General features: G+C 52.5%; 18 protein-coding genes. 8 read left to right on the forward strand and 10 right to left on the reverse strand.

The window, feature by feature from the left end:
- Window positions 1–14: 14 nt before the first annotated feature.
- The 7 genes from McpAg1_RS03110 to McpAg1_RS03140 all read right to left on the reverse strand — a co-directional run bounded on the left by McpAg1_RS03110 (window position 15) and on the right by McpAg1_RS03140 (window position 5547).
- Window positions 15–719, reverse strand: coding sequence for a ribosome assembly factor SBDS (locus McpAg1_RS03110; protein WP_338093835.1), 705 nt, complete (start codon window positions 717–719; stop codon window positions 15–17).
- A 15-nt stretch (window positions 720–734) separates the two neighbouring features.
- Window positions 735–1574, reverse strand: a complete 840-nt coding sequence (psmA, locus tag McpAg1_RS03115; protein ID WP_338093836.1) for an archaeal proteasome endopeptidase complex subunit alpha — start codon at window positions 1572–1574, stop codon at window positions 735–737.
- A 2-nt stretch (window positions 1575–1576) separates the two neighbouring features.
- On the reverse strand, window positions 1577–2026 hold the full coding sequence (locus McpAg1_RS03120; protein ID WP_338093837.1) for an Rpp14/Pop5 family protein: 450 nt from the start codon (window positions 2024–2026) through the stop codon (window positions 1577–1579).
- Window positions 2023–2667: an RNase P subunit p30 family protein gene (locus tag McpAg1_RS03125; protein ID WP_338093838.1), complete on the reverse strand. Its 645-nt coding sequence runs from the start codon at window positions 2665–2667 to the stop codon at window positions 2023–2025. Before McpAg1_RS03125 ends, McpAg1_RS03120 begins: the two co-directional genes overlap by 4 nt.
- Before the next feature lie 22 nt (window positions 2668–2689).
- Complete coding sequence (locus McpAg1_RS03130) at window positions 2690–3274, reverse strand: 50S ribosomal protein L15e (protein WP_338093839.1); 585 nt, start codon at window positions 3272–3274, stop codon at window positions 2690–2692.
- A 419-nt stretch (window positions 3275–3693) separates the two neighbouring features.
- Window positions 3694–4167: a cyclic pyranopterin monophosphate synthase MoaC gene (moaC, locus tag McpAg1_RS03135; protein WP_338093840.1), complete on the reverse strand. Its 474-nt coding sequence runs from the start codon at window positions 4165–4167 to the stop codon at window positions 3694–3696.
- Window positions 4168–4170: 3 nt separating this feature from the next.
- Window positions 4171–5547 (reverse strand): NAD(P)H-hydrate dehydratase, encoded by a 1377-nt coding sequence (locus McpAg1_RS03140; RefSeq protein WP_338093841.1) that lies wholly within the window; start codon window positions 5545–5547, stop codon window positions 4171–4173.
- Between the two features lie 345 nt (window positions 5548–5892).
- Here McpAg1_RS03140 and McpAg1_RS03145 point away from each other — a divergent pair, with 345 nt between their 5' ends.
- From McpAg1_RS03145 to McpAg1_RS03160, 4 genes are read left to right on the forward strand one after another with little or no spacing between them, the layout of a single operon-like run.
- Window positions 5893–7290, forward strand: a complete 1398-nt coding sequence (locus tag McpAg1_RS03145; protein WP_338093842.1) for a RecJ family nuclease — start codon at window positions 5893–5895, stop codon at window positions 7288–7290.
- Window positions 7253–7717: a PUA domain-containing protein gene (locus McpAg1_RS03150; RefSeq protein ID WP_338093843.1), complete on the forward strand. Its 465-nt coding sequence runs from the start codon at window positions 7253–7255 to the stop codon at window positions 7715–7717. Before McpAg1_RS03145 ends, McpAg1_RS03150 begins: the two co-directional genes overlap by 38 nt.
- A gap of 59 nt (window positions 7718–7776) precedes the next feature.
- Window positions 7777–8118: a nascent polypeptide-associated complex protein gene (locus tag McpAg1_RS03155; RefSeq protein WP_338093844.1), complete on the forward strand. Its 342-nt coding sequence runs from the start codon at window positions 7777–7779 to the stop codon at window positions 8116–8118.
- Window positions 8115–8849, forward strand: coding sequence for a methyltransferase domain-containing protein (locus McpAg1_RS03160; RefSeq protein WP_338093845.1), 735 nt, complete (start codon window positions 8115–8117; stop codon window positions 8847–8849). Before McpAg1_RS03155 ends, McpAg1_RS03160 begins: the two co-directional genes overlap by 4 nt.
- A 404-nt stretch (window positions 8850–9253) precedes the next feature.
- On the opposite strand, the gene hisD is transcribed toward McpAg1_RS03160, so the two are convergent.
- Entirely contained in the window at window positions 9254–10504 is a 1251-nt protein-coding gene (hisD, locus tag McpAg1_RS03165; protein WP_338093846.1) for a histidinol dehydrogenase, read from the reverse strand.
- A gap of 106 nt (window positions 10505–10610) precedes the next feature.
- Here hisD and McpAg1_RS03170 point away from each other — a divergent pair, with 106 nt between their 5' ends.
- The 3 genes from McpAg1_RS03170 to McpAg1_RS03180 are packed head-to-tail and all read left to right on the forward strand — an operon-like array spanning window position 10611 to window position 13310.
- Entirely contained in the window at window positions 10611–11489 is an 879-nt protein-coding gene (locus tag McpAg1_RS03170) for an adenosylcobinamide amidohydrolase (RefSeq protein WP_338093847.1), read from the forward strand.
- Window positions 11490–11493: 4 nt separating this feature from the next.
- Complete coding sequence (locus McpAg1_RS03175) at window positions 11494–12663, forward strand: hypothetical protein (RefSeq protein ID WP_338093848.1); 1170 nt, start codon at window positions 11494–11496, stop codon at window positions 12661–12663.
- Window positions 12660–13310 carry a DUF3089 domain-containing protein gene (locus tag McpAg1_RS03180; RefSeq protein WP_338093849.1) on the forward strand — a complete coding sequence of 217 codons (651 nt, stop codon included), beginning with the start codon at window positions 12660–12662 and terminating at the stop codon, window positions 13308–13310. The genes McpAg1_RS03175 and McpAg1_RS03180 overlap by 4 nt, the downstream gene beginning before the upstream one ends.
- Before the next feature lie 263 nt (window positions 13311–13573).
- Here McpAg1_RS03180 and McpAg1_RS03185 read toward each other — a convergent pair whose 3' ends face one another.
- The gene (locus McpAg1_RS03185) at window positions 13574–14254 is read right to left on the reverse strand and encodes a phosphoribosylaminoimidazolesuccinocarboxamide synthase (protein ID WP_338093850.1); all 681 of its coding nucleotides are present in this window, start codon (window positions 14252–14254) and stop codon (window positions 13574–13576) included.
- 303 nt (window positions 14255–14557) lie between these two features.
- Between McpAg1_RS03185 and McpAg1_RS03190 the strand changes: the two genes are divergently transcribed.
- Window positions 14558–14881, forward strand: a complete 324-nt coding sequence (locus tag McpAg1_RS03190; protein ID WP_338093851.1) for a hypothetical protein — start codon at window positions 14558–14560, stop codon at window positions 14879–14881.
- Window positions 14882–15176: 295 nt separating this feature from the next.
- Here the strand turns inward: McpAg1_RS03190 and McpAg1_RS03195 are convergent, their stop codons facing one another.
- Window positions 15177–18254 (reverse strand): InlB B-repeat-containing protein, encoded by a 3078-nt coding sequence (locus McpAg1_RS03195; protein ID WP_338093852.1) that lies wholly within the window; start codon window positions 18252–18254, stop codon window positions 15177–15179.
- Window positions 18255–18341 lie beyond the last annotated feature (87 nt).

The following is an 18341-nucleotide window of genomic DNA, read 5'->3' on the forward strand; positions in this document are numbered from 1 at the left end:
CAGATGTTTTAATATTATTCTAAAATCTTGAGCTGGGCATCACCCTTGGCCGCATGATTTGCCAGGCTGAAAAACTCCTCCTGCATCCCGGCCGGGATTTTTACCACACAGATCCATGACCCGTCGCTCTGCCACTCATTCTTCTCCATCGTAACATACGCAGCACCGGAAACCGCACCATACGCACGTGCAGCATAATCCATCGGGAACTTTGCCGCAATCTTTCTCTCCTCAAATCTGATGGGAAGAATCGGGCGGAGAGCCTTCACGGTCTCTTTCACCAGCTCATCCACCGACTTGAACGGATCAAAGTTCACCCGCACTTCCTCAAGGGCGATCTCAAGTCTCGTCACCGGATGCGGAAGTCCGGTCTGCGGGTTCACCGCATTTCGCGCAATGAAGTTGATGACACGGCGGCGTTTCTCCTCTATTAAATGACGGCGCTGCTCGGTAGTAAGATGAATCTCTCCCTTGAGAATGATCTGTTTTGCATTCTGCTCAAAGTCAGTCGTCTTAAACGCCTTTTGCAGATCCTCTTCCGGCGACTTGTCGCCATGGGAAGCATTCTCATACACATACAGCGCTGCGACCACGTCCTCAATTGCAATCGACTCATCGCCGTGGCGCATCTTGTCTGCAAGTTCGGGATCCACCAGAATCTCAAACTTCAGACCATGCGTCTCAAGCCGCGCCACCACTGCATCATCAAGCGAGATCATATCCCTCTACCTCACTCACACGTCCGGATCTTTTTCCTGAACCGGAGAGCTGCCCTGCGTCTTGGAAAACTTTGCTACCGCAACCTTGACCTCATCAGCGTTCAGCTTTCTAAACGGCAGAAGAGACGACTCATGCCCGTTCGGAGCTTCGATTTTCTTTGCGGTCTTCTTCTTCGCAGAGTAGGAACCGGCAATACCGATCTCAACCGTGTTGACATCAAACTTGCCCTCGGTTGCGGTGTGAAGCGCCTTCAGACCGAGTTCGATTGCCTCTTCAGCAGAGATGTTCTCCTTGTACTCAGCCTCAAAGAGCTTCATCACCGCAGGTCTTCCAATACCAATACCGGTCGCCGTGTACTCAAGGAGAGTTCCTGAGGGATCGGTTTCAAAGAGGCGGTAACGGGTACCGGATTCATCGGTTTCTACACCTGCAATCAGCAGTGCAGTTCCGTACGGACGTGCTCCGCCGAACAGCGTATACGTCTGCATATGGTCGCAGAGCTTCTTTGCAAGCGTCTCCACATCAACCGGCTCACCATAGCTGACACGGTTGATCTGGGCCTCGATTCTGGCGCGGTCAACAAGTGCCCGTGCATCGCCGACAAGACCAGAGGAAGCAACACCAACGTGCTCATCAACTCTGAAGATCTTCTCAATCGACGAGGGCTCTAAAAGGCGGGAGCTGACACGTTTGTCAACCAGAAGCACAACGCCGGTCTTGCATTTGATGCCGACAGCAGTTGTGCCGCGCTTTACTGCCTCGCGGGCATATTCAACCTGATATAAGCGCCCGTCGGGAGAGAACATCGTGATGGCACGATCGTATCCTCCCATCTGATATTGTTGTGGCTGCATGATTACTCCTTAATTATATCATCTCGTGTGAGATATCTGTGCGTATTACTACCTGTAAGACTATCAACTTTTTTGCCTGAGCACCGGTAGCCGGCGATGACCTCGTCATCCCATGTTGTTGGATGCAGATGTTTTTTGACGCCATGGATGGTGCCTGACACCGCGACACTGTGAAACACTGCTGGAGCTCCCAGAATTTTTGTGATAACTCCAAGCGATGCAATGACCTTCTGCTCTGATCCTCTGCTGCACCGAACGATCGCGTGCTCGTCTTCGGACCAGACGACCGCAACATGAACCGCGGCAGAGCCGACGTCTCCGAAGAGCGAGGTGACCGCTTCGGAAATCGTGAAATAGATCTCCTTCTGCGTGAGGGGAGCGGTAAACTCTCCGGCAATTTTCACCAGAATATATCTCCGGTTTTCGCGAAGGGTCGGCGGAAGCGGTCTCATGCATCCTCCACGATCCGCACCGGCCGGGGTGGGCTGAGTACAGCGTCAAGACCGTTCAGTGCGGCATATGTTTCTGCCCGCGTCATGCCGAACAGTGAGCAGAGCGCAAGAGTCTCTTCCACATTTCTGATGCCAAAGATTGTGTCGGCTCCGCTTGCGATCACGAGAGGGAAACGGAACTTCCGGTGCAGCAGAAGAATTTCTGCATATCGCAAAAGAGCTGTCCGCCTTCCTTTTGCATCGATGATGCGGGAGAGATCGATCACCACACCGGTGGTGTGATCAGCCGCCATTTTTGCGACGATGTGGTCAAACCCGCCTTTCGGAAGATCTGCGATCCCCGTCAGCAGATGAACGCCTTTTGTGGTGATGGCGGTTCGGTTGAAGCTGTTTTCTCCAACATACACCATTACAACAACACCTTTCGGTATTTTTTTCATGGTGTCAAGAAACGTTTTGCCGTTCTGTTTGCCAACAACCCTGCCGCGGAGAACTTCTACTCCGGCATAGGAGTCAGGAATGTCGGGTGCAGTGCCGCAGATAACCATGCGGGAGAGTCCGCAGGATTTACCGGTAAGAAGAAGGCGCCGAACTGTTGCGGCTTGGTCCTGGTTTGCGAATACACAGGCGTCGGTAATCATAATGGAAAAAAAGAAGACAGGGTTATTTGCCCTGGCTCTTGTTGGAACGGATGCTCGGGCGGCACTTTTCGGTACCGGTTCCACGGTTGTGCTGTCCGCGTCCCTTTCTGCCTGCGGAGGTCTTGCCGCGGTAGACACGTCCACGGGTGTTTGCAACCCATGCGAGATTCTTGTCGGCAAGGACAGACGGGCTGCAGCGGTCAACAAGGATGACCTCGAAGTACTTGCTCTTTCCGTCCTGTCCAACCCAGTAGGAGTTTAAAACTTCCATGTTCGGGTAGCGGTCTGCTGCGCGCTCTTCTGCGATGGTCTGCAGATTCTTTCCAGGCGTTGCCTTGCGCATTCCCATACGGTTGGTTCTGCGTCCGCGGATGTACCGGGACTTTCTGCGGCCACCACGGCGGATGGATGCACGAACAACAATGATGCCCTGCTTGGCTTTGTAGCCGAGTGCGTGGGCACGGTCGATACGGGTCGGACGCTCAAGGCGGACGACTGCGCCCTGACGGCGCCATACCTGCATTCTCTCCCAGAGGAGTTTCTTTACACCAGAGTCTGCGGGTCTCTTCCACGCATCCCGAACGTATCCATACATTGATTTGGACATTTTTGCTTTCACCTCAGGTTCAGCAGTCTTATCATCCGAATATTCTTCGGATATGCTGCCACATTCCTGTGATATACAGCTGCACCATGACGGCACAGTGCTGTAAACTGTGTATTATTGGGTGTATGTGCTATAAAATGATGTGGGCGAAAAGGGCTTTGACATAAATTCGGTTATTGGGGAACACAGTTTGGGATTGGTCAGCTCCGCCCACGGAAGACACTGAACACACGGAAATATTGACGGAAAAAGATCACGGAGCAGACGTGAACATCACGGAATCTGAAAACAATTATTTCCGTGCTGTTCACGTCTGCTCCGTGATGTTTTTTTTCTGTGAAACTCCGTGTGTTCCGTTTTTCCGTGGGCGACTCGTGGGTGAAGATGCAAACTCACAGAAACAAAAAAAGAATTTTTACTCAAGCAGCTGCTTTGATCTTTTCCACGACATGGATTCCTTCAATCCGCGTCGCCGGATACTGGCCTGCTTCATCCTTCTCAGCAGACTTCACCATGTCCCAGATCGTCAGAAGGGCTACTGAAACACCAGTCAGCGCTTCCATCTCAATGCCGGTTTTGCCGAACGTCTTGACGCGGCACGTCGCCTCAATGTACTCGGCAGTCTGATCAAACGCAACCGTCACCGCGCCGACCGGAATCGGGTGGCACATGGGAATGATTGCCCAGGTCTGCTTCACTGCCATGGTGCCCGCCACTTGCGCTGTTGCAAGGACGTTTCCTTTCACAACCGTTCCTTCGGCTATTGCTTTCAGCGTCTCGGGCCTGAGATAAATTCTCCCGCTGGCGGTTGCCTCGCGGGCAACGTCGGGCTTGGGGGTGACGTCAACCATATGGACTTCGTTCTTTTCGTTTAAGTGTGTGAATGTAGGCATGTCTCACTCCTCTCTGTATAATGTATGCGCCAGATGCCTTAGAAGATCGGTTGCAAGAAGCCCGTCTCCGGCCTCATCATCGGCGATGCCTCCGGCAAGGCCGGTCGCATAGACCGCGGCGCACGCAGCCTCAAACGGTTTCATGCGGGCAAGGAGACCGCCCGTGCAGCCGGCGAGAACATCGCCTGTTCCGCCGGTGGTCATGCCTGGTGCGCCGGTTTTGTTGAACCTGACACGCGTGCCGTCAGAGATCGTGTCAATGGGGCCTTTGAGAATGATCGTCGCGTTTGCAGCAGCTGCCGCCGCACGAACCGCAGACCCTCGCTCAAAAAGTCCGGCAGGAACAGCAGCTCCCGCGATGCGGGCAAACTCTCCTGCATGCGGCGTATAGATAGTTCCATCCCTCGCATGCGGCAGAGGGTTTCTGATCAGATCCGCATCCACAACAGCTTTTCGTGCAGCGGCAACCACATCAAAGCAGACCGAGAGGCTGTCTGATGCAGTGCCGAGACCCGGACCGCAGACAACTGCGTCGGATTTTTCTGCGAGGGATACGAGATGCTCGCGGTGCTCCTTGGAAACATGGTTCCCAGACAGGCGTTCGTGAATAATGTCAGGCATAAAGCCGTCTGAGGGCGATGCAACACGGACAATGTCTGCGCCTGCGCGAAGTGCGGCTACTCCTGCAAGGAACGGCGCTCCCTGATAGGGGCCGCCGCCTACCACCAGCACGGTGCCGCCCGAGCCTTTGTGGGAACCCGCTGACTTTTCAGGAATCAGAAGAAGATCTCCTTCTCCGCAGAAAACTTCTGCTGCGAGTGGAATCCCGATCCCGTACACCTCGGCACCCGGGGTCTTTGCGAGATGAAACGCGACAACGCGGTCTGCCCGGCCCCCTGGCGTCGGCACATCACAGGCAATGATGCGTGCACCAGACGTGTTCATACGAGAGACCAGGCCGGCGTACGGTTCACGAAGCGGCAGGCGTGCACCTGTTCCAAACAGAGCGTCCACAATTACGTCGGCAGAGAAGATCTCTGGTGGCGGCTCGGAAAATATCGTCACCGGACATCCTGCGAGTGCCGCATACTGGACGCGGGACTCGACGGTCTTTGGTTCGCCGCAGCAGTATACCATGACATCGGTGTCTGCAGACAGGTGGCGTGCGGCGCACAGTCCATCGCCGCCGTTGTTTCCGGGACCGCAGAGAATTGCGACACGAGACGGATTTTCCTTCCTGACAGCAAACGCAAGAGCAGCGCCTGCGCTCTCCATTCTCTGCATCGCCGAAACACCGCAGCCGTCCGTGTTCCTGTCAACGACCCGCATGGTATCAGCCGAAACAATGCCTGAAAGACCAAATGAAAGCAGCTCCCGCATGAGTATCTCCGAATATTTCGGTCTGGACCAGACCTGATAATTATGTAATCTGCATCAAAACCGCTTAAACCATCCGACGTTTGCATCTCTGTGTGTGATGTGAGCCTCCCGAGGGTGTTGTCTATTAATTTTTGGCCTCCTTAATGTATGGCCTCCCACGGAAAAACGGATGACACGGAAATATTGACGGAAAAAACATCACGGAGCAGACGTGAACATCACAGAAATAATAAAAAATACTTTCGAATTCCGTGTGTTCCGTTTTTCCGTGGGCGGATCACTGATAAAAGTACCAAACCACACCATCCCATACCTATAGTTTGCCGGAGCGCCAAGTACATAGGAATGGGTTTCATTGAGGACATCAGTGCCGCAGCCGAGATCATCAGAAATGCGCACGCAGTGACGCTTATCTCGCACATCGACGCAGACGGCATCACCAGCGAAGCAATTGCCGCACAGGCGGTTGCGCGTCTCGGCATCCCCGTGACACCCGTTTTCGTCCGCCAGCTTGAACCGCTGACCATGCGCCATGTGCCAGATGACGACACCCTCAAAGTTTTCACCGACCTCGGTGCCGGCCAGCAAAACCTCATGGAAGAGGCAGGAATGAAAGCTGATGACGTGCTGATCCTCGATCATCACATCAACCAGCCTGCACCAAACGGCACGATCTATCCCCAGGTCAACGCACAGTTGTACGGACCTGAGTATGCGAAATGTTCTGCGGCAGGCATCGTCTACATGCTTGCGCGAAAACTTGACCCAGACAACGCCGACCTTGCGGAGCTCGCGGTTGTCGGCAACGTGGGCGACATGATGGCACGCGAAACCTGCGGCTTAACCGGCATCGCCCGGTGGATTGCAGAGGACGGTGCACAGACCGGACGCGTAAGAATCACCAAAGGCATCAACTGCTACGGACTCTCAACGCGCCCCCTCCATCTCTGCCTCGCCAACAGCGACGACCCGATTCTCCCGGGCCTTTCAGGAGACCCGAAAGCAGCCGCTGATCTTCTGATCCGGCTTGGTATCTATGAAAAGTCCACGGACCAGCGGGTCTGGGAGTCTCTGGAAGCGGATGAAGCAAAGCTTCTTACAAGCATCATTGCCGAACAGATGATCGCCAACGGCGAGTCAACCGAACGGCTGTTTGCCGAGCTCTACTTCTTCCCGCACGAGACCGAGCTGTCGCCTCTGCGCAACGCCTCAGAGTATGCAACCATGCTGAACGCCTGCGGCAGATGGGCAAAGCCAAAAATCGGTGAAGCAGTCTGCTTCGGCGACCGGGGAACCCAGTACCGCGAGGCAGAGCACATGCTCAGACATCACCGCACGATCATCCGCGAACTCTGCGAGCACATTCTGTCCGCGGGCGTCACCGACGCAGGACATCTGCAGTGGATCCACACGAGGGATACATACCCTGACACGATCGTCGGCATCGGAGCAGGTATGGCGCTGTCCAAACTCGATCCGTCAAAACCGATTATGGTGCTGTGCTATGTCTCTGACGAGCCGGATCTTGTCAAAATTTCGATGAGGACCTATGAAAAAGTACTCCGCCGCGGCGTTGACCTGCAGGCGGCACTGGTTGCAGCGGCCGCAGAGTTTGACGGTGCGGGCGGAGGACATAATATTGCTGCGGGGGCATATATCCCGAAAGGTTGTGAAGATGATTTCATCAGAAGAGTTAACGAGCTTATTGCCGGTCAGTTTGCTGCGGGTGCGCCGCATCGCTGATTTTCAGTTCGGCAGGGGAGCAGGAGACGCGATGTTTCCTGACGACACCACGTTTGCCTACTCAAACACCAAACGCATCAGATACGCGAACTCAGGCAAGACGAGGTTAATAACGGTCCGCGCCGGCGACGGCAGACTGACGCTTGGGTATCCTGCGGCAGAACGCCTGCATGCATTCCTTGCCGCACCGAAAAATCGTGTTGTGGTGATGAGCGATGCGGTGCCGTTCATTCTTGACGGCAAAAATGCGATGGCAAAGCATGTGGTTTCAAGCGATCCTGCGATCATGGCCGAGGATGAGGTGCTTGTGGTTGATGAGGATGATAATCTGCTTGCAACCGGTATGGCGATGCTTTCGGGTACTGAGATGATCGGATTTTCCTATGGAACTGCAGTCAAGGTTCGTCAGGGGAAAAACCGTCAGTAATCCCGATGGAGTTAAGATTGATTGAAAAAAAATGATAGAGTAAGGATAGGTAAAAAACTATGATGCCAGGTGTTAACCCCAAACAGATGAAGGCCGCAATGAAGAAGATGGGCATGAAGATGGACGAGATCGAGAATGTGGAGAGAGTTGTTGTCTACACATCTTCAGGAAACTATGTCTTTGAGCCGGCTGAGGTTGTCGGCATTACGATGCAGGGCCAGACTTCGTACCAGCTGACCGGCACTCCGCGGTTTGAGCCGGCGAAGGTGGAGATCCCTGAGTCTGATGTGGAGCTTGTTTCGTCCCAGACACAGGTGTCGCCGGAGACTGCACGCGCAGCACTTGAATCATGCAACGGCGATATTGCCGAGGCAATTCTGAAACTTACGGCAGTAGAATGATCGGACCAAACCGGGTGATTGTCCGCGGTCACGGCCGCGAGTATTATGTGCGGGCCGGAGAGGGGAAACTTTCGACGGATCTCGGGATGATTGATCTTTCGGCGGTGGCTGAACTTGAGAGCGGGGATACGATTCTGACGCACTTGGAAAAACCGTTCACGGTCCTTGTGCCAAGGCCGACGGATTTTTTCTCTCATGGAAAACGCACCGGCGCACCGATGATGCCAAAGGATATCGGCATGGTGATTGCCTATACCGGTATGTCTGCCCGCGACCGCGTGCTTGATGCAGGAACCGGTTCAGGGATTGCGACGATTTTTTTCGGCGGCGTTGCAAAGTCTGTGGTGACGTGTGAGGCACGCGAGGAGTTTTCCCGCGTTGCGGAGGGAAACATCCGTGATGCAGGGCTTACGAATGTTGAGTGCCGGGCATGTGATGTGCTCGCGGTTACGGACGGGCCGTTTGATGTGGTGCATCTGGATATGATGATTGAGCCGCAGCATGTGGAGCATGCCTACGGACTTCTCAGGACCGGCGGATACTTCGCAACCTATACGCCGTTCCTTGAGCAGACGTTCTGTGTGATGGATACGGCACGGCGGCTGTTCGGCGAGGAGTGCGTGCAGACGTTTGAGTGCATGGAGCGCGAACTGACGCGGAGCGCACGGGGAACGCGGCCCTCGACGAAAGTGTCGCACACGGGTTATCTGACGATCGCCCGGAAGATCTAAATTTTTTTTTGAAATTGTTGAGGTGAGAGATCTCAACTTTGGTTTCGTTTGGAGTAACCACGAAATGCACGGAGAACACGGAGCTTCACTGAATGCACGGAGAACGCCTGCGGCGCCGGAATGCACGGAAGAGCTAAGAAAGAGATATTCTTCGGCTTTATTTTATATGGAGAAAATACTTGAGGACTTCTTCCATCTCCTTTGTTCTTCCGTGCATTCCGGCGCCGCAGGCGTTCTCCGTGCATTCAGTGAAGCTCCGTGATGTTTCCGTGCATTCCGTGAAGCTCCGTGATGTTTCCGTGCATTCCGTGGTTACTCCAAATAAGGAAAAAAACAGTAAAAATCTCAAACGATGAAATTCATCACCGCGGAACTCCTATCGCAAAAAAATAATTCCAAAAAAATTATTCGCGTCGGAGCCGCACCGAGTTCGCGTGGGCCGCAAGTCCCTCCGCAGTAGCGAGTGCCTCGATCACATCGCCGATCGACTCAAGTCCCTCGCGGGTCACCATCTGCACCTGCGACCGCTTCATGAAATGATTCACATCAAGAGCAGAGTAGCTCTTCGCATACCCTGCGGTCGGCAGCACATGGTTCGTGCCGGACGCATAATCACCGCAGGCGACCGGCGTGTACGGACCGATGAAGATCGAGCCTGCATGACGGATGCCGGAGAGTGTCGAGAGCGCGTCCACCGTCTGAATCGAAAGATGCTCAGGAGCAATCCGGTTCATCAGATCCGTTGCATCCTCCATACTCTCCGCAATCACATACCCTGAGTGGGCAAGGGCTTTTTCCATAATCTCACGGCGCGGAGCATTCGCAATCTGCTGAGCAATCTCATCTCCAACCTCTGCTGCAAGCTTTTTGCTGTCGGTCACCAGAACGCATGCAGCGTTTGGATCATGCTCGGCCTGCGCAAGAACATCTGCTGCAATATAGCGCGGCTCAGCAGACGCATCAGCAATGATACCGATCTCGCTCGGTCCCGCAGGAAAATCAATGTCAGCGTACTCGCGAAGCATCATTTTTGCCTGCGTCACAAACACATTGCCGGGACCGACAATCTTCTGCACCGGACGAATGGTTTCGGTACCAAGAGCCATCGCAGCAACTGCCTGAGCACCTCCGATCTGATACGCCTCATCAACACCTGCAATATCAAGGGCCACCAGCGTTAAGGGATTGACCTTTGGCGGCGTGCAGACAACAATCTCAGGAACGCCCGCAACCCGTGCAGCAACGGTCGTCATCAGAACGGTCGACGGATACGCAGCGCGGCCGCCCGGGATGTATGCACCGATACGGTCCAGAGGCGTCGTCTTCACCCCAAGCGTAATGCCCGGCTCCATCTCCTCAAGCCACAGCGTTTTGCTCTTCTGTAACTCATGGAACTGAGTGATCCGCGCCTCAGCTTCAATCAGCGCCTGCACCAGCTCGGGAGACACATGATCGTACGCTGCATCAATCTCCTCAGAAGAAATTGCAAGCGAGGAAAGTTTCTGATGATCGAACTTTTCCGTCAGAGAGAACAGCGCCTTATCGCCGTTTACTCTGACATCTTCGATGATCGTATTTACCGAATCCTTCACATCAGATAACGAGCCTCTGCGCATGCCAATCCATGACTCAACCGAGAGCGGCTGCCAAAACATGACCATATGTTTGGTGCGGACGGTATTACCTTTTTTCAACGAACACGCAAAAACACATACAGTAAAGAGCTCAGCCGCAGAGATATGTAATAACTGAGGAGAAGCAGTGAGATACCATTACGACAAAGAGACCGTCTACATCCGGGGCACATGGCGTGCGGCAAGCACCGGTGTTGACGGCGGCATGAAAAACATCTCCACCATTCTCAACCGAACCGTTCCGAATAATTTTGATCACGACAACCCTCTTGTATATATCAGGGACATCCTCACAGCAAAAGGATACGAAACTGATGCATTCGGTCTTCTGACTGCAGTTTCGATGCACAACCTCTGCGTGCTTCAGTACGACTACATCACCGTATTCGTCACAGCCGGCGTCTCCAACCCAAACCCTGACCCGGCCAAACCCCACACCATCAACATCATCGTAACCTCAGACGAAAGTCTCTCGGACGCGGCAATTCTTGAAACGATCATAACCGCGACCGAAGCAAAAGCCCATGCCCTGAAAAATCTCGGACGCGACTTTACCGGCACCACATCAGACGCGGTCGTCGTTGCGGCGATCCCATCAGGCACCCCGCGTCATTTGTATGCCGGAACCTTCACCGAGGTAGGACGACGCGTGTATGATGCAGTCCTCAACGGGGTTACCGCATCGCTTGACCGGCATGAAGGTCGTGTTGTCCGAAGGACACCATCCTACTTCATCTACTCGCGCTACGGCGGAAACCACTGGGTCGAGTGGCAGAAAAAAAGCTGTCCCTACTATCCCTGCCACTTTGAGGGGCAGTCCTGCGACTTCTGCTACTGCCCGTTCTATCCCTGCCATGACACCGAGCTTGGAGAGTTTGTGGACAGTTCCTCTGGCGGAAAAATCTGGGCCTGCACAAACTGTCTGCTTCTCCACAAGCCCGAGATCGCCGCATATCTGAAGACGCATCCTGATGCTGAGCTAACTGACCTGAAACAACAAAAGTAACAAAATGCCGTCCCAGTGTGCTGTCTGCAAAGGAAAAGGTCTCTGCGGCCTGCCGAACTGTCCTGTCACGCGGAGGTTTCACGCACTCAAAGATGTCCGGCCGGTCAGCGAGTACATGGGAGCGTCCCCTTCGGTATTCGTCGGCAGTTACGGTTACCCGAGAGTGATCGGCGGCCCTCTGATGATCAATGACTCTGACAATCCGCTTCAGTGGGTACGCGAGGGATTCTCGATCGACGACATTGTAAACATCCGGTCCAGAACGATCCGCGGCGGAAAAGAGATGGACGTAAAACTGCCTGACACCGAAAAAATTCAGGAGATCGCACTCTCCAATAAACCTCTTGACGTTGAGGTAGCGTTTGCGAAACCGGTGCAGTTTGATCTGAACTTCGACGGAACGGTTGCACCGGTCGGGATGTCAGGCGCAATGAAAAAGCTGGATGTGATCGACAATGCAAGCGTGTCGCGGATCGTTGACCGGTGCACCTCAGACACCGATCTCCGTGCGACGGAAGCGGCACGCATTTTGTTTGAGAACGGGACTGATGTGTATAAGATCACGAATCTTCTGACCTCAGGCCTTCTTGGTGTGCAGAGAAAAGTTGTCCCGACCCGCTGGGCAATCACGGCGACGGATGATATGATCTCGTCCGGCATGAAGCGCGATGTGGTTCGTATGCCTGCGCTGCCTGAGTTTCAGGTGTTTTGTGCGACCCTGCACGGCAACAGTCTCTGTTTCCTGCTGATTCCTGCAGAGGAGTGGAAGTTTGAGATGATTGAGCGCTGGCAGAAACATTCTCTCTGGGCAGGCGAGGAGGAGACCATCATCGAGGATGCAGAAGCAGGTCTGACAAAAAGCAAGTACTCGCCGATTGGCGGCGCGTACTACTCGGCCCGGCTTGCGGTGCTGGAGTATCTGAAAAGTATCGGCAGGTGTGCAAAGGTGCTCTGCATCCGCGACATCTCAGGCGAGTACTGGGCGCCTCTTGGGACCTGGGTAATCCGCGAGGCGTCACATGCTTCGCTTGCGACAGCTCCGGTGCGGGTCGGTACTCTTGCCGAGGCGACATCTGCTGCACAAGCGCTGCTTTCCACAAATTTCTGGCTGGCGCATGCAAAGATGCTGCGTGATATCAGACAACAAAAGACACTCACGGAGTTTTTCACATGAAAGGAAATGATCTTGAACAATGGATGCCGATGATCTGGCTGTTTGTAGGAATTATCATTCTGGTTGTCATCGGAGTCGGGGCGATTTATATGGCAGGGGATGTACCGGAGACGATTGCGATCAAGTACGCAGATCCCGCCAACTGGCACTCGCTTGGATCTGATCCCGAGGCTGAGCTGGATGTTTTTTATCTGTACGATGATGTGAATGTTTCTGATATCAGTCCGTACGAGACAAATGTGGATGTTTCGCTCTATGAGATACACAACAGGGTGAGTGATGAGCTCACGGCAACGGTTGATGCGTATCCGTCAGGGATGAATAACTACATTCCCTACTATCGTCAGGTGACCCAGTATGCGCAGGAGGCTGATCTGCCGATCATTGAGGATGCGGCACGAATGATTGCGTATGCGGATGCAAAGGCGGCATTCCATTATTACATGAATGTCCGCAATGAGGGACGACCGTATATCCTCGCAGGCTCAGGACAGGGAGCAGAGTACATTGCAGAGATGATCTCTGAGTGGTTTGGGACGCGGCCGGCGTATCTGAAAAATCTTCAGGGCGTGTATCTGGATGGTAAGCTGCAGAGCAATGATACTATCACGGAGCTGCTCGGGGACAAGACGATCCTTGTGTTGTGAGGAGTAGGCGACGGTTGCTCCGCCCACGGAAAAACGGAACACGCGGAAATATCACTGAAAAAATCACGGAGTAGACGTGAACATCACGGAAATGAATTGTTTTCGGATTCAGTGATGTTCACGTTTGATCCGTGATCTTTTTTTCGTGTGCTCCGTTTTTTCTGTGAAGCAGTGAGCACGACGAAACGGCGTGTGGAAGGCATGCGAGTCGTGGGCGGAGCAGAACGTAATAGACAACAGATAAAAAAATAAATAATCAGGATTTATGCATCCAGGACCATTTTTTCGAGATCGAGCGGCTGGATGTGTTTGCCGTTTTTGTAGGCACGCATGTTTCCGCCTGAGATCTCATCGATGAGAACAATTTTGTCGCCGACTTTGCCGAACTCGAACTTGATGTCATAGAGGTCAATGTCCTTTTTGGCAAGTTCATCTTTGATGATGGTGGCAATCTTCTGGGTGAGGTCCTTTAAGATCTCGTAGTCCTTTGCAGAGACGATGCCGAGGATGTCAAGTGCGTCTTTGGTGATCGGCGGATCCTCGCGGGCATCATCTTTGAGAGTTGTCTCAACAAATGCCGGAAGGCTTGCGGCCTCTTTGACATAGTCGCCGTAGCGGCGGTAGAAGCTGCCGACCGCACGGAACCGGCAGATGACCTCAAGGCCTTTGCCGAATGGTTTTGCCGGAATCACGGTCATGGTCACATCATTGATGTTGCAGTCAATGTAATGTGTCGGGATACCTTTCGTGTTCAGAATCTCAAAGAAGTACTTGGTCAACCGGAGACCGGCACGGCCCGCGCCGTCAATGGTCAGGCCCACTGTGTTCATCCCGGGATCGAAAACGCCTTCAGCGCCGGTACAGTCGTCCTTAAACTTCAGCAGATAGTTTCCGTCGTCAAGAGCGAAAACATTCTTTGTTTTGCCGGTGTATACCAGTTTCATGGTAGAGGAGTGTTGGAAGTATTCGGGTATAACTCTTTCACAATTCTGACTGACCGGGGAACAAATTCACTTTATTTAGGGGTGCTTTTATGGGTGCTGTCGATGTTGCCTATTAATTCCCGGCCGCCCACGGAAAAGCGGAACAGACGGAAATTTTATGGGAAAACATCACGGAGCAGACGTGAACATCACGGAACCCGAAAACAATGCATTTCCGTGATGTTTTTTTCGTAAAATTTCTGTGTGTTCTCGCGAAGTAGTGAGCAGGCCAAAACGACTCCTGAAAGGAGAGTTAAACACGACGTGGCGGCGTGGGAAAGGCATGCGATCGTGGACGGAGCTACAACGATACGTCAGTTATCAATAAACGAATTTATGGACAAAGCCGGTGCTGTCCGCTATGTCTGTGACATCGAAAAAAAAATCTGGTTCTGTTCGCCGTCTTCACGCCATAATCATCGGAATGATGATTATCATGAAGCCGGCAAACATACCAAAAAGAATTATGAGAACAAAGATATCTCTGGTAATGTTCATAGACAGATCACTTCTGTATTTGCGGGATTAGGGGTGGGGGGACAATCAGAATATCTGCCTGATATGAAGTCTGCGGCTGATCATTTTTGATGTCTATCCCGACCGGTAGATTCACCGGTAACGGCCGGCACCATCCGATGTGTGTGTGCTGATTGTGATGAATCGAATGTTTTTCCGCATATTATTGCGGGAAACATCTGCTTTTACGAATTTAATCGGGTAGGAATTATTACCCGGGTCATCATTGGATGTATCGGATGGTGCCATGTGCCGCCGGTGCAGCAAACAGCTGATTTTTGGTGGAAATCTGATTGAGTGAGGTCGAATGATGAGATAAACATAGTTTATCAGTATGTTCATTCACCGCATTGTGAAGAAGAAAGGGTTATACCCTCCTTCTTACGAGCAGGCAGGCAGCAAGAAGCCCTGCAAACAATCCTGCCAGAGATGCGGGTGCCTGGGTCAGCGTAGGTGCTGCTGTTGCACCGCTATTGCTTGAAATGGTCTGCGAATCCGAGTTCGCAGACTGCGTCTGATCATCTGCAACTGTTGGTACAGCAGTTGCTGCTGCGGTTTTCGCAGTGCCGGAGGAGGCGGTCGGCTGCGGCGTGGACTTCTCAACGATTGTTGCGCCTCCGCGTTCGTAGACGATCGCAAACGGTGAGAAACTGCTGGTGGAGGCAACATATGTTGCTGCGCCGCGTTCTTCACCGAGGTAGAAGGTCGGGAGGTTTACCCACTGACCATTTGTATAATGGCGGAGAACGACATCGTTCACTGTTAATCCCTGATCTCTCAGGAGGGCTATCGGAACGCTGAACTCTATCTGCGCAAAGCCCTGAAACTCTGGAACAGTGATATTGCAGACAGTGTAGCTGTCCAGAGGTGCTGTAACTCCAGACGGAGCGGTGTTGAGAATAACGGTGCCGTATGTTCCTTTGGGGAGGATGATTCTGATAAAACCAAGGAGATTGTCGAAGGATGCGGCGCCGGTATCATCAATATATGCGATGATCGTGTCACTGTATTTACTATCAGAGGAGTCTACGGAGGGCCGGAACGTCGGAACAGGGGTAGGGAGTATATTTTTGAAGTTTGCCGTCACAGTGACGTCATTATCAGGCATGATGAAGGTGGTAGTTTCGGATTCATTATTCCCGAAGGTACCTCCCATACTGCTCGTCCAGTTGACAAACTCTTTGTCGGGCTGAGGGGTAGCGCTGATGCTGACGGAACGCCCGGAAGGGTAGGAACCGGTGCCGCTGCCATTGATTACAGTGAGAGAGTAATCGGTTGGAGAGATATCTTTGAACGTTGCCGTGACGGTAGCGTCATTATCAGGCATGATGAAGGTGGTAGTTTCGGATTCATTGTTACCGAAGGTACCTCCCATACTGCTTGTCCAGTTGACAAACTCTTTGCCAGACTGAGGGGTAGCGCTGATGCTGACGGAACGCCCGGAAGGGTAGGAACCGGTGCCGCTGCCATTGATTACAGTGAGAGAGTAGTCGGAGTTGATAATGACGATACGCAACTCTGGCGGAGAAGATACATCAGAATATTTCAGCGCTATCCCTTTCAAATCCGGCGACAGAGTAAAGTAGTCTTCGGACTCAGCTGTTGCACCAGTAAACAGCTGCACAATTTTGGCACCCTCGGTCTGATTTTGGGGAGTGATGTTTTGGACTACCGGTTTATTATCGCTAGGAAGGAATCCGACTTTGATAAATGTGTTGGCAGCGATGTAGGTCGTGTTTGGCCCTATGTTCGAAGCACTCGAAATCCAAAATTTGGGGTTAGATGAACTAGACAGATACACTTCGCTGCCATTCATCGTTGCACTGTTGTCGGAGATCTCGCCACCATTCATATTGAAAGTAGTACCGTCAACAACGTAGATACCACCGCCATTCGTCGCGATGTTGCCGGAGATGGTGGCGGTATCACACATACTGAACGAGTTGCTGTCAAGGTAGACGCCGCCGCCTTTATCAGTAGCAGTGTTGCCGGTGATCGTGCCGCCAAACATAGTGAAACAGCCGTAAGTGTAGACGCCACCGCCTTTACCAGTAGCAGTGTTGCCGGTGATCGTGCCGCCCTTCATATCGAAAATCTTGTTGTAACCAACACCAAGAATGACACCACCGCCATATGTAGCAGTATTGTTGGTGATTGTGCCACCATTCATAACGAAAACACCATTAACGTAGACGCCGCCGCCGCCATAGAACGAGCTCGCAATCATCGCGTTGTTGTCGGAGATTGAGCCACTATTCATAGTAAAAGTACCCATAGTGGAAGTACTGCTGTAGATGTAGACGCCACCACCGCTGCCACCTATGGCGGTATTGTTGGAGATTGTACTGTCATTCATAACGAAAACACCGTTAACGAAGACGCCGCCACCGTCAGTAGCAGTGTTGTCGGAGATAGTGCAACTATTCATAGTAACATTCGCTCCCTTGACGCCGCCGCCAGATGTACCACTGTTGCCGGAGATAGTGCAGTTATTCACGATGACATTGCTGCCACAACTGAGTCCGGTACCACTGTTGCCGGAGATAGTGCAGTTATTCACGATGGCATTGCTGCCACAACTGAGTCCGAGACCACTGTTGCCGGAGATAGTGCAGTTATTCACGATGGTATTACCGCTACAACTGAGTCCAGCGGCATTGTTGTCGGAGATAGTGCAGTTATTCACGATGATATGAGTGCCGGTAAAGTAGATGGCATTGCTGCCGTAATTGTCTGAAATAATGCTGTCATTCATGGTGAGAATGCCGCCATTCTGGACGTAGACACCGCCGCTGTCCTTAGCAGTGTTGTCGGTGATCGTGCCACCACTCATAGTGAAATTACCGCTAGCAACGTAGACGCCGCCACCGTTAGCAGTAGCAGTGTTACCGGTGATCGTGCCACCACTCATAGTGAAATTACCGCTAGCAACGTAGACGCCGCCACCGTTAGCAGTAGCAGTGTTACCGGTGATCGTGCCACCACTCATAGTGAAATTACCGCTAGCAACGTAGACGCCGCCGCCACTATAGGTAGTTTTGCTAGTACCACTCGCATTAGCTTTATTACCGGTGATCGTGCAGTTTCTCATCGTGAAATTGCCACCATCAACGTAGACGCCGGCACCATTAGTGGAAACTGCAAGATTATATCCATCGAGAGTGAGGATTCCAGAATCATTTCCAGTGAGTGTCAGATTACCTCCTGAGCTGATTTTGAAGATGGAATTTTTATATGCAGAGTAACGGATGAGACTGCGGTCTGTGCCATCGGTAGTGATAGTGACATCAGAATTGATGGTGAGCACCGCAGTGAGAGAAATATTCTCGCAGATCACGATGACGGGGTCCTTATTAGCAGTAATCGCAGACTTCAGTTCGGAAAAATTTGTGACATATGTATCCGCTGCCGCCGGTCCTGCGAGCAGTGCACCTGCGATCAACATAGCTACAAAGATCAACAGCAGCCGATGTATCCAACATCTGTACGATACTTTATCCTGAGAATTATCATTCAATGACATACACACACC

It is taken from the genome of Methanorbis furvi (assembly GCF_032714615.1).
Taxonomy (GTDB): Archaea; Halobacteriota; Methanomicrobia; order Methanomicrobiales; family Methanocorpusculaceae; genus Methanocorpusculum; species Methanocorpusculum furvi.

Coding starts and splice junctions, on each gene's coding strand:
- McpAg1_RS03110 (WP_338093835.1), bottom strand. CDS start 719: ATGATCTCGCTTGATGATGCAGTGGTGGCGCGGCTTGAGACGCATGGT.
- McpAg1_RS03140 (WP_338093841.1), bottom strand. CDS start 5,547: ATGCGGGAGCTGCTTTCATTTGGTCTTTCAGGCATTGTTTCGGCTGAT.
- McpAg1_RS03195 (WP_338093852.1), bottom strand. CDS start 18,254: ATGTTGATCGCAGGTGCACTGCTCGCAGGACCGGCGGCAGCGGATACA.
- McpAg1_RS03185 (WP_338093850.1), bottom strand. CDS start 14,254: ATGAAACTGGTATACACCGGCAAAACAAAGAATGTTTTCGCTCTTGAC.
- McpAg1_RS03175 (WP_338093848.1), top strand. CDS start 11,494: ATGCCGTCCCAGTGTGCTGTCTGCAAAGGAAAAGGTCTCTGCGGCCTG.
- McpAg1_RS03155 (WP_338093844.1), top strand. CDS start 7,777: ATGATGCCAGGTGTTAACCCCAAACAGATGAAGGCCGCAATGAAGAAG.
- McpAg1_RS03180 (WP_338093849.1), top strand. CDS start 12,660: ATGAAAGGAAATGATCTTGAACAATGGATGCCGATGATCTGGCTGTTT.
- moaC (WP_338093840.1), bottom strand. CDS start 4,167: ATGCCTACATTCACACACTTAAACGAAAAGAACGAAGTCCATATGGTT.
- McpAg1_RS03130 (WP_338093839.1), bottom strand. CDS start 3,274: ATGTCCAAATCAATGTATGGATACGTTCGGGATGCGTGGAAGAGACCC.
- McpAg1_RS03125 (WP_338093838.1), bottom strand. CDS start 2,667: ATGATTACCGACGCCTGTGTATTCGCAAACCAGGACCAAGCCGCAACA.
- McpAg1_RS03145 (WP_338093842.1), top strand. CDS start 5,893: ATGGGTTTCATTGAGGACATCAGTGCCGCAGCCGAGATCATCAGAAAT.
- McpAg1_RS03120 (WP_338093837.1), bottom strand. CDS start 2,026: ATGAGACCGCTTCCGCCGACCCTTCGCGAAAACCGGAGATATATTCTG.
- hisD (WP_338093846.1), bottom strand. CDS start 10,504: ATGTTTTGGCAGCCGCTCTCGGTTGAGTCATGGATTGGCATGCGCAGA.
- psmA (WP_338093836.1), bottom strand. CDS start 1,574: ATGCAGCCACAACAATATCAGATGGGAGGATACGATCGTGCCATCACG.
- McpAg1_RS03160 (WP_338093845.1), top strand. CDS start 8,115: ATGATCGGACCAAACCGGGTGATTGTCCGCGGTCACGGCCGCGAGTAT.